A 9768-nucleotide genomic window follows, 5' to 3' on the forward strand; every position below is an offset into this window, starting at 1 on the left:
GCCCCCCGCCGCCCGCCCCCCGCCGCCCCCCGCCCGCCGCCCGCGATCTTGCACTTTCGGCCCCTGTGATGGGCGATGAGCGGCTTTTGCCGGGGCAGGAAGTGCAAGATCGGCGGGCGGGGGCGGGGGCGGGCGGGGGTGGGGTGGGGCGGGGTGGGGTGGTTACGGGTCGCGGCGGTGCACGACCGTCACGGCGGCCAGGACCGCGGCCAGCGACCATGCGGCGAGGGTCAGCCAGGATCCGGCGACCGTGGGCGGGTACGGGACCGGGTTGAGGATGTCGGGGTGCACCTCGATCAGCCGCAGCCAGGCGACGACGGGCAGGGTGTCGTACAGCTCGGCGATCCACCGGTGCTCGTCGCGGTCGACGACCATCGGCAGGAGCAGGAGCACCGTCGTGGCCGCGAAGACGGCCGCGGCGGCGTGCCGGGTGAGCGCGCCCATGCCCATCCCGACCAGCGCGCACACGGGCACCAGCACGGCGCTCGCCACGACGGCGCGCAGCACCCCTGGCTCGCCGATCGACCAGCCGGCGTTCCGGTCGGCGAGGATCGCCTGGGACACCCAGAACGAGGTCGCCGCGGTCACCGCGCCGAAGGCGAGCATGACCCCGGTCAGCACGGTGGCCTTCGCGGCGACCACCGCCCGGCGGGCGGGTACGGCGGCGAACGTGGCCCGGATCAGCCCGCTGTGGTACTCGCCGACCACGGTCAGCGCGCCGAGGGTGGCCGAGGCGAGGACCAGCAGCAGGTAGCCGGCCTCGGGGAAGGCGTCCCGCACCGGCCCGTACAGGCGGAACATCTCCCGGCGCCCCTCGGGATACGCCGGCCAGTTCCGGTGGTCGGCGAGGCTGGCGTTGACGCTGACCGCGATGACGAAGAGGAAGACCAGCGGGAGCGTCCAGCGGGTCGACCGCAGCGACCACAGCTTGATCCATTCGGCGGCCACCAGGTCCCGGAAGCGGGCCGGGGCGTCGGTCGTGGTCGGTCGGCGCGTCGGCTCGATCACGGTGGTCATCGGGTCTCCTCCCCGGCGAGGTGGGCCGCCGGCTGCGGGCGTCGGTCACCGCGGTACTCGGCGCTGTCGGCGGTGAGTTCCATGAAGGCCTCCTCCAGCGAGGCGGTGCGGGCCGTGAGCCCGTGCACGGCGATCCGGTGGGCGAGCGCGAGATCGCCGATCCGGGCGGCCGTCAGGCCGGTCACCAGGAGCGTGTCGTGGTCTTCCCGCTCCAGCGTCGCGCCCGCGGCTTCGAGGGCGGCCGCCATGCCCGCCGCATCGGGCGTACGGACGGCCACGCCGGCCCGCGTGCTGCGGGCGGCGAACTCGGCGAGGCTCTGCTCGGCGATCAGCCGGCCCCGGCCGATCACCACCAGCCGGTCGGCGCAGTGCTCCATCTCGCTCATCAGGTGGCTGGAGACGAAGACCGTGCGACCCTCGGCCGCCAGCCGCCGGAACAGGTCCCGCACCCAGCGCACCCCCTCCGGGTCGAGCCCGTTGAACGGTTCGTCGAAGAGCAGCACGGGCGGGTCCCCGAGCAGCGCGGCGGCGATGCCGAGCCGCTGCCGCATACCGAGCGAGAAGCCGCCGATCCGACGCCGGGCGGCGCCGGCCAGGCCCACCTCCCGCAGCACCTCGTCGACCCGGCCGCGCGGTATGCCGTTGCTCCGCGCCAGGGCCGACAGGTGGGCCACGGCGCTGCGCCCGCCGTGCACGTCACCGGCGTCGAGCAGCGCCCCGGCGTGGCGCAGCCCGCGCGGCCGGCCGGCGAACCGGACCCCGCTCACCGTGGCGGTGCCGCTGGTCGGCGCGGTGAGCCCGAGGATCATCCGCAGCGTGGTGGACTTGCCTGCGCCGTTCGGCCCGAGGAAACCGGTGACGTACCCGGGGCGCACGGTCAGGGTGAGGTCGTCGACGGCCGTCGTGCGGCCGTACCGTCTCGTCAGGGACTGAAGTTCGATCACCTGCCCCACGCTGCCGGCCGGCGGCCGGCCGGGCGTCGCACCGGGGGCCACATCCGGCGGGCGGAGACCCGCCCCGGGGCGTACGCCCGCGGGCCGATGCCCGGGCGGCGGCCCGCTGGCTACCGTGGGCGGATGGACGCCACCGTGCCGCTGCCGCGCCGCGCCGCGTCGCTGGCACGGGCGGTCCTGCCCTGGGTCGGCGTCGCGCTGCTGCCCGTCGCCGTGCTGCTCGCCCCGGCCGTCGCGGCGAGCCGGCCAGGCGTGGGGTTCGGCGACTGGTGGCTTTCCGCGCGTTACCTGGTGCCGCTGCTGGCCGTGGCCCCGCCCGCCGGTCTGCTGCGCCGCCGCCCGGTGCTCGCCCTGGCCCTGATGGTCGTCGCGGCGTGCGTGGTCACGGTCGTCGTCAACGTCCCGGAGGACGGCTACCTGACCGACATCTGGTACGCGCAGTTCCTGGCGATCGACCTGGTGGTGGGGCTGATCGCGGCGAACCGCTCGCGCCGGGTCTCGGTGCCGGTGGCCGTCGCGGTGCTCGTCGTGCAGGTCACCGCGGGCTTCGTGAACCCCAGCAGCGACCCCATCAACCGGGCCACGCTCTCCGTGCTGGCGGTCGTCACCGCGTGGACCGTCGGCAACTCGGTCCGGGCCCGGCGCGGCTACGCCGCGGCCGTCCGGGCGCACACCGCCGCCGAGGCCGTCACCGCCGAGCGGCTGCGCATCGCCCGCGAGCTGCACGACATGGTCGCGCACAGCATCGGGGTGATCGCCATCCAGGCCGGGGTGGGCGCCCGGGTCATCGACACCCAACCGGCCCAGGCCCGCGCCGCGCTCGCCACCATCGAGGCGACCAGCCGCGACACCCTGGCCGGCCTGCGGCGTACGCTCGGCGCGCTGCGCCGCCCGCAGTCGGAGTCGGCGTCGCTGGACCCGACGCCCGGGCTGGACGACCTCGACCGGCTGGTCGCGGCCGCCGCCGACGCCGGGGTACGGGTGGAGCTGCTGCGGTCCGGCGAGCGACGGCCGGTCCCGGCCGAGGTCGACCTTGCCGCGTTCCGGATCGTGCAGGAGGCGCTCACCAACGTGGTACGGCACGCAAGCACCGACCGGTGCCGGGTCACCGTCGAGCACGGCCCCGACGAGGTCGCCGTGGAGATCGTCGACGAGGGCCGGGGCGCCCGGGTCGGCGGTGAGGGGCACGGAATCCTCGGCATGCGCGAACGGGTCGCCCTGCTGGCGGGCCGGTTCCACGCCGGGCCACGCCCCGAGGGCGGCTTCCGGGTGGCGGCATGGCTACCGTCGATGGTGGCGGAGTCGGGTCCGCCGGTGGTGGCGGAGTCGGAGTCGATCGGCTCGCGGGCCGGGAGGGCGGACAGGTGACCGTCCGGGTGCTGCTCGTCGACGACCAGCCGCTGGTCCGCGCCGGCCTGCGGGTGCTCATCGCCGACGCCCCCGACATCGACGTCGTCGGCGAGGCGGGCACGGGGGCCGAGGCGGTGCGGCTGGTCCGCGATGTCGTGCCGGACGTGGTGCTGATGGACCTGCGGATGCCCGGCATGGACGGCATCCAGGCCACCCGCACGATCACCGCGCACGGCGGATCAACCCGCGTCCTCGTGCTCACCACCTTCGACGACGACGAGCACGTGCACGCGGCGTTGCGCGCCGGCGCGAGCGGCTTTCTCGTCAAGGACATGGCGCTCGACGACATCCTCGCGGCCATCCGCGTGGTCGCCGCCGGGGACGCGCTGATCGCCCCCGGGGTCACCCGCCGGCTCATCGCCGAGTTCGCCCGCCGGCCCGTACCCGCCGCCCCGGTCCGGACCCTCGGCGGCGTCACCGAGCGGGAGCGTGAGGTGCTGACCCTCGTCGGCCGGGGCCTGTCCAACGGCGAGATCGCCACCGAGTTGGTGATCAGCGCGGCGACCGCCAAGGCGCACGTGGCGCGGCTGTTCACGAAGTTGGGCGCCCGCGACCGGGTGCACCTCGTCATCGCCGCCTACGAGGCGGGACTGGTCTCCCCGACCACCTGAGACAACCGCCCGCCCGGCGTCCCGCCCCGTCCCGCGTCCGATCTTGGCAAGAAACGGCCCCTGGAGGGGCGCTTTCGTTCCAAGATCTCTCTCGGATGCGGCCCGGACGCGGCGCGCTTCGGACCTCAGTTCGGGGCGCGGCGGCGTTGGCGTTCGGCGCGCCACCACTGGCGGATCAGCACCACGCTGGCGATCAGGCCGAGCGCGGCGGGGGCGGCGCCGAACCAGTTGACGTCGCCCGGGGAGGTGACCGCCGCACCGACCGCCGCGTAGCCGAAGGCGGTGGGCGCGGAGGCGATCACACTGCCGGCGAGGAACGGCAGCACCCGGGCGCCGGTGGTGCCGTAGCCGTAGCTGACCAGGCCGAAGCCGGCGATCGGCAGCAGCCGTACGGTGATCACGCCGAGGACGCTCTGCCGGGTGAACCAGCCGTCCAGGCGGGCCAGCCGGCCGCGTACCCGGTCGGCCACGAAGTCCCGCCCGAGCAGGCGGCCCACCGCGAAGCCGAGCGCCGCCGCCAGCAACGCGGCGCCCAGCGCGTACGCGGCGCCCTCCAGCGCACCGAAGATCGCCCCCGAGGCGAGCGTGACGAAGGTGCGGGGGACGAGCGCGACCAGCAGCAGCGCCCCGCCGGCGACCGCCGCCACGGGGGCGAGGTCGCCGAGCCGGTCGGCCATCCGGGGCAGTTCCCGCGGCTCGGGCAGCGGGACGACGAGCAGCGCCACCCCGAAGGCGGCGAGCAGGAACAGCAGCAGCGCGAACCGGACGGCCGACTGCCGGTGGCCGGCTCCGCCGAGCCGCTCGCCGACCCGCCGACCCTGCCGCGACAGCCGCCGGACGGCCGGGATCATGCCCGGGCGGCGGCCACCGCGGCGCGGCGTTCGGCGCGGAGCCGGTCCGACCAGGTGTCGTCCAGCGGCGGGAGCTGGTGCGCGCCCGTGGCCCAGCGCAGCAGCAGGTCCGCCAGCGCGGGATTGCGGGCCAGGGCCGGGCCGTGCGAATACGTGCCGAGCAGCTTGCCCCGCCACGCCCCCTCGGTGGCGCCGTCGTTGCCGACCCCGGCGGTGACCCGGGCCAGCGGGGAGACGCCGGGGCCGAGGTGGGTGCGGCCGCCGTGGTTCTCGAACCCGCTCAGCGCCGGTATGCCCAGCCGTGGGTCGACGTCGCCGGCCAGCTCGCCGACGGCGCGGGTGGGCCCGCGGTCGGAGGAGAGGTCGAGCAGCTCCAGCCCGGCGCACCGGGTGCCCTTCGCGAAGAAGGAGGTGCCGAGGAGCTGGTAGCCGGCGCAGACCCCGAACACGACCGAGCCCTGGGCGACCGCGCGGTGCAGGCCGCCGTCGGCGAGCAGCCGCTGCGCGCCGAGCGCCTGCGGGCCGTCCTCGCCGCCGCCGATGAGGTAGATGTCGGCGGTGGCGGGGAGCCGCTGGTCGGAGCGCACCTCCAGCACCTCGACCGGGAAGCCCCGCTGCCGCGCCCGGCGGGCGAGGATCAGCGCGTTGCCGCGGTCGCCGTAGGTGGAGAGCAGGTCGGGGTAGATCCAGACGATGCGCAGGCTCTCAGTTGACACGGTCCAACTCCGCTCGGATGTCCTGGAACGCGGTGTAGTTCGCGATGACCTCCAGGCGCCCCGGGGGCACCGACCGGACGGCGTCGTCGAACGTCCGCACGTGCTGGAAGGGCACGTCGTTGACCTCCAGCCGGACCGCGAGGTCGTACGCGCGGTCGCCGGTGATCAGCACCTGCCGGCCGCGCAGCGGGGCGAAGTCGACGTCGAAGAGCCAGGAGGTGTCCAGCCCGTCGGGGTCCCGCGCGTTGATGGAGAGCAGTGTCGGGGCCTCGTCGGCCATGTCGAACGCCTCCAGCCAGCTGGCCGGGTTCTTCGCCAGCAGCAGCCGGACGTTGCGCCCCTCCCGCTGGACCTGCGCGTAGCGGCCGGCGACCGAGGTGACGCTGCCGAGCTGGAGCACCGCGTCGACCGGCCGGACGCCGAACTCGGCGGCGACGGCCAGCGCGGTCGCGGCGTTGCCGACGTTGACCTTGCCGGGAAGCTGGAGCTGGACCTTGTGCCAGGCGCCGGTCGGGTCGAGCACGCCGTCGTCCTCCACCGTCCACTGCGGCTGGGGCCGGCGCAGCGGGCAGCCGCTGCACCACCACTGGTCGCCGGAGCGCTGGATGGTGGAGCCGCACTCGGGGCAGACCCAGGAGTCGTCGTGCCAGCGCTGACCGGCGCTGAACCAGGTGACCTGCGGCGGGGCGATCCGGTGGTCGTGGTTGGGCGGTGGCGTCGCGGCCCACACCACCATCGGGTCGTCGGCGTTGGCGACGATGCGCACGTCGCTGTGCCGGACCAGCGCGGCGCGCCAGAGCTGCGCCATCATGGCGACCTCCTTGGCCCGGTCGAGCTGGTCGCGGGAGAGGTTGAGCAGCGCCACCACGTGCGGCTCGGTGGCGTCCAGCACCTGGGCGAGGTAGTGCTCGTCCACCTCCAGCACCGCGTACGGCGTGCTGCCGGCCTTGGCCAGCGCCGAGGTGTGCCCGGTGGGCATGTTGGCGCCGAACGAGTTGGTGGCGACCCGGCCGAGCACCCCGACCGCGGCGGCGGTGAGCCGGGTGGTGGTGGTCTTGCCGTTGGTGCCGGAGATCAGGGCGATGGCGCGCCCGGCCGACAGGTGGGCCAGCAGGTCCGGGTCGATCTTCAGACCGATCCACCCGCCGATCACCGAGCCGTCGCCGCGGCCCGCGGCCCGCGACAGCGCCGCGGCGGTCCGCGACACCGAGCTGGCCACCTTTGCCCGCAGGGGCATCTTCGCGTCCGTCACCCGAGCGAGGTTACCGGACCGGGGACCCCGCCAGATCGCCGCCGACCGCGAACCGTTCGGCCGGGGGGACCCGACGGGGCGGGCGGACCGTGCTCAGCCGGATGGAGTCGATCTATGTCGGAAAGCGGACCGGGTCGGTGGGGCCGCGTGGCCCTCCACTCCGCTCCACCCGCGTTGACGTGCGGTTTTGCGCGCCGAAAGGACGCGCCACGCGGGCGATTCTGGTTGCGGGTGGAGGGAAGTGGAGTAGAGTGGGGCGCGATGGTGAGGCCGGGAGGGCCCACCGGCCCGGGGGGTCAGCGGCGCCGCGAACGCCGCTCAAGGGCGAGGGGGTTGGGCCGATGTTTCTCGGCACCCACACCCCGCGCCTGGACGACAAAGGCCGGTTGATCCTTCCGGCGAGGTTCCGGGATGAGCTGGCGGGGGGTGTCGTGATCACCAAAGGGCAGGATCGCTGTCTCTATGCCTTCCCGATGCCCGAGTTCCAGCGGATCGCGGAGCAGTTGCGCGCGCAGCCGATGACGAACAAGGCGGCCCGGGCCTACAGCCGGGTCTTCTTCGCCAGCGCGCACGACGAGGTGCCCGACAAGCAGGGGCGGGTGACAATCCCGGCCCACCTGCGGGCGTACGCCGACCTCGACCGGGACCTGGTCGTGATCGGCGCGAGCACCCGGGTGGAGATCTGGGACAAGAGCGCGTGGGAGACCTACCTCGCGGAGAGCGAAGACGACTTCGCCGACATCGAGGAGGGGGTGCTGCCCAGCGGTCTGTAGGGCGTGACGACGCCCGACGTACTGCGAGATCTCCACCCGCTTTCGAGTTCCTGGCATCCCTTCCCCGGTGCCAGGCGCACGATCCGATCGGAGGGCCGCGGCCTCCGGAGGGCGGGAGCGGATGGGGATCTGGCGGTACGACGGCAAGGCGTCGTCCGGCGACAGGCGCGTGAAGGACGAGGGTTTCACACCAGTGGGGGTCGACATGGGGGAGCTACGCGGCACGCACGTGCCGGTGCTGCTCGAGCGGTGTCTCGAGTTGCTGGCCCCCGCGCTGGGCCGGGGCGGTCGGACGGTCCACGTCGACGCGACGCTGGGGCTGGCCGGGCACGCCGAGGCGGTGCTCGAGGCGCATCCGGAGACGGTGCTGATCGGGCTGGACCGGGACACCGAGGCGCTCGCCCACGCGCGCGTCCGGCTGGCCCGCTTCGCCGATCGCATCCACCTGGAGCACGCCGTCTACGACGAGCTGCCCGAGGTGCTCGCCCGGCTGGGCTACCCGGGGATCGACGGGGTCCTGTTCGACCTGGGGGTCTCGTCCCTGCAACTCGACGCGCCCGACCGCGGGTTCGCCTACGCGCAGGACGCTCCGCTGGACATGCGGATGGACCAGACCCGGGGGGTGACCGCCGAGGAGGTGGTCAACACCTACTCCCACCCGGACCTGGCCCGGGTGTTGCGGGTCTACGGGGAGGAGAAGTTCGCGGGCCGGATCGCCTCGGCGATCCTCCGGGAGCGCGAGCGGGCCCGGATCACCTCGTCGGCGCGGCTGGCCGAACTGGTCAGGGAGTCCATCCCGGCACCAGCCCGACGAACCGGGGGACACCCGGCGAAGAGAACGTTTCAGGCTTTACGGATCGAGGTAAACAGGGAACTGGCAGCGCTGGAAGCAGCGCTGCCGGCCGCGCTCGACAAGCTCAACGTGGGCGGCCGCATGGTGGTCCTGTCCTACCACTCGCTGGAGGACCGGCTCACCAAGGCGGCGCTCGCTGACCGGGTCCGCAGTAAGGGCCCGGTCGACCTCCCGGTCGAACTGCCCGGGTCCGGTCCGACGTTCCGGCTGCTCAGCCGGGGCGCCGAACTGCCCGGGGAGGTCGAGGTCGCCACGAACCCGCGAGCCGCCTCGGTGCGGCTGCGGGCCGCGGAGCGGCTTGACCCGGACACGGCGCAGCAGGGGCGTACCGACCGCGAACGGTACCGCCGGCGGGTCAAGGCCATGCACCAACCGGGGGTGGGGTCCACGGGATCCGGATCGGATCCGGCGGGCCCCGGGGACGGGACAGGGACGGACGAAGAGGGGGAGGGACATGACTATTGACAAGCGCGACCGCCGGGACGTCACCGGCGGCGGGCAGCGCGCACCGCGGTCGGGGGGCCGGACCGCGGCGGAGCGGGCCACGCGCATCGGGACCGGCACGCCGCGGGCGGACCGGGTGAACCGGCAGGAGGAAACTCGCGCCCGGGGGGCGCGCGAGTTCCCGACCCAGGGCAGCGCCGCGTTGCGGCCGGCGGAGCGGGACGTCGCCGGCACGGCGCGCCAGCCCCGGCTGCGGGTGGCGCCGCCGCCGCCGGTGCGGGTGCCGCGGGCGCCGTTCGCGGGGCTGGTGGTGCTGCTGGTGGTCGGCGGGGTGCTCGGCATCCTGCTGGTCAACACGAAGATCAACGAGAACGCCTTCCGGCTGGAGAAGCTCCAGGAGCAGCAGGCCAAGCTCGACGTGGAGCAGCAGCAGTTGCGCAAGCAGATCGCCGACGCGGAGGCCCCGGGCAACCTGGAGGCCCAGGCCCGCAAGCTCGGTCTGGTGGAGGCGGGCGAGCCGGCCTACATCCGGCTGCCCGACGGCAAGGTGATCGGCGTGCCGCAGCCGGCCGACGGTCAGCCGTCGATCACCAGCCAGCAGGGCGCGGGAGGCTGACGACCGTGCCACCGAGATCGGAGGAACCGCGCCGGGACGCCACGGGCTCCCGGCGCGGTTCGTCCCGTGACCCCGGCCGCCGGGGCACCGAGCCGCGCACCGGCGAGCCGGGGGTCGGTGGCATCTCCGACGCCCGGGCGTACACCCCGCGCGGGCGCACGGTGCGCGAGCAGCGCGCGGGCGGCCGGGCCGAGCGGGAGTCCGACGCCGGCCGCGCCGAGCAGCGCCGGACCCCGCGCAGCACCCGCTCCGGCGACCCGTTCCGCCCCGCC

General features: G+C 74.9%; 10 protein-coding genes and 1 pseudogene. 6 read left to right on the forward strand and 5 right to left on the reverse strand.

Translation table 11 applies throughout. From position 1 onward, the window contains the following. Nucleotides 1-162: 162 nt before the first annotated feature. Nucleotides 163-1017: a hypothetical protein gene (locus ABZ809_RS34145; RefSeq protein ID WP_357566787.1), complete on the reverse strand. Its 855-nt coding sequence runs from the start codon at nt 1015-1017 to the stop codon at nt 163-165. Then, entirely contained in the window at nt 1014-1970 is a 957-nt protein-coding gene (locus ABZ809_RS34150) for an ATP-binding cassette domain-containing protein (protein WP_357566788.1), read from the reverse strand. Before ABZ809_RS34150 ends, ABZ809_RS34145 begins: the two co-directional genes overlap by 4 nt. Before the next feature lie 123 nt (nt 1971-2093). Here ABZ809_RS34150 and ABZ809_RS34155 point away from each other — a divergent pair, with 123 nt between their 5' ends. Continuing rightward, a complete protein-coding gene (locus ABZ809_RS34155) occupies nt 2094-3338 on the forward strand; it encodes a sensor histidine kinase (RefSeq protein ID WP_357566789.1) in 1245 nt (414 codons plus the stop codon). Further along, nucleotides 3335-3991: a response regulator transcription factor gene (locus tag ABZ809_RS34160; RefSeq protein ID WP_357566790.1), complete on the forward strand. Its 657-nt coding sequence runs from the start codon at nt 3335-3337 to the stop codon at nt 3989-3991. The genes ABZ809_RS34155 and ABZ809_RS34160 overlap by 4 nt, the downstream gene beginning before the upstream one ends. A 125-nt stretch (nt 3992-4116) precedes the next feature. Here the strand turns inward: ABZ809_RS34160 and ABZ809_RS34165 are convergent, their stop codons facing one another. From ABZ809_RS34165 to ABZ809_RS34175, 3 genes are read right to left on the reverse strand one after another with little or no spacing between them, the layout of a single operon-like run. Continuing rightward, nucleotides 4117-4842: a VTT domain-containing protein gene (locus tag ABZ809_RS34165; protein WP_357566791.1), complete on the reverse strand. Its 726-nt coding sequence runs from the start codon at nt 4840-4842 to the stop codon at nt 4117-4119. Then, nucleotides 4839-5558: a glutamine amidotransferase gene (locus ABZ809_RS34170; protein ID WP_357566792.1), complete on the reverse strand. Its 720-nt coding sequence runs from the start codon at nt 5556-5558 to the stop codon at nt 4839-4841. Before ABZ809_RS34170 ends, ABZ809_RS34165 begins: the two co-directional genes overlap by 4 nt. After that, nucleotides 5548-6795, reverse strand: a complete 1248-nt coding sequence (locus tag ABZ809_RS34175; protein ID WP_357566795.1) for a MurT ligase domain-containing protein — start codon at nt 6793-6795, stop codon at nt 5548-5550. Before ABZ809_RS34175 ends, ABZ809_RS34170 begins: the two co-directional genes overlap by 11 nt. Nucleotides 6796-7151: 356 nt before the next feature. On the opposite strand from ABZ809_RS34175, the gene mraZ reads away from it, so the two are divergent. The 4 genes and pseudogenes from mraZ to ABZ809_RS34195 form a co-directional block, all read left to right on the forward strand. Then, nucleotides 7152-7583: a division/cell wall cluster transcriptional repressor MraZ gene (gene mraZ, locus ABZ809_RS34180; protein ID WP_357566793.1), complete on the forward strand. Its 432-nt coding sequence runs from the start codon at nt 7152-7154 to the stop codon at nt 7581-7583. Between the two features lie 205 nt (nt 7584-7788). Beyond that, a complete protein-coding gene (gene rsmH / locus ABZ809_RS34185; RefSeq protein WP_357566796.1) occupies nt 7789-8901 on the forward strand; it encodes a 16S rRNA (cytosine(1402)-N(4))-methyltransferase RsmH in 1113 nt (370 codons plus the stop codon). Next, nucleotides 8891-9496: a septum formation initiator family protein gene (locus ABZ809_RS34190; protein ID WP_357566794.1), complete on the forward strand. Its 606-nt coding sequence runs from the start codon at nt 8891-8893 to the stop codon at nt 9494-9496. Before rsmH ends, ABZ809_RS34190 begins: the two co-directional genes overlap by 11 nt. Nucleotides 9497-9501: 5 nt before the next feature. After that, nucleotides 9502-9768 (forward strand): annotated as a pseudogene (locus ABZ809_RS34195) (penicillin-binding protein 2); the annotation flags it as partial.

This window comes from Micromonospora sp. NPDC047074 (assembly GCF_040643815.1).
Classification (GTDB): domain Bacteria; phylum Actinomycetota; class Actinomycetes; order Mycobacteriales; family Micromonosporaceae; genus Micromonospora.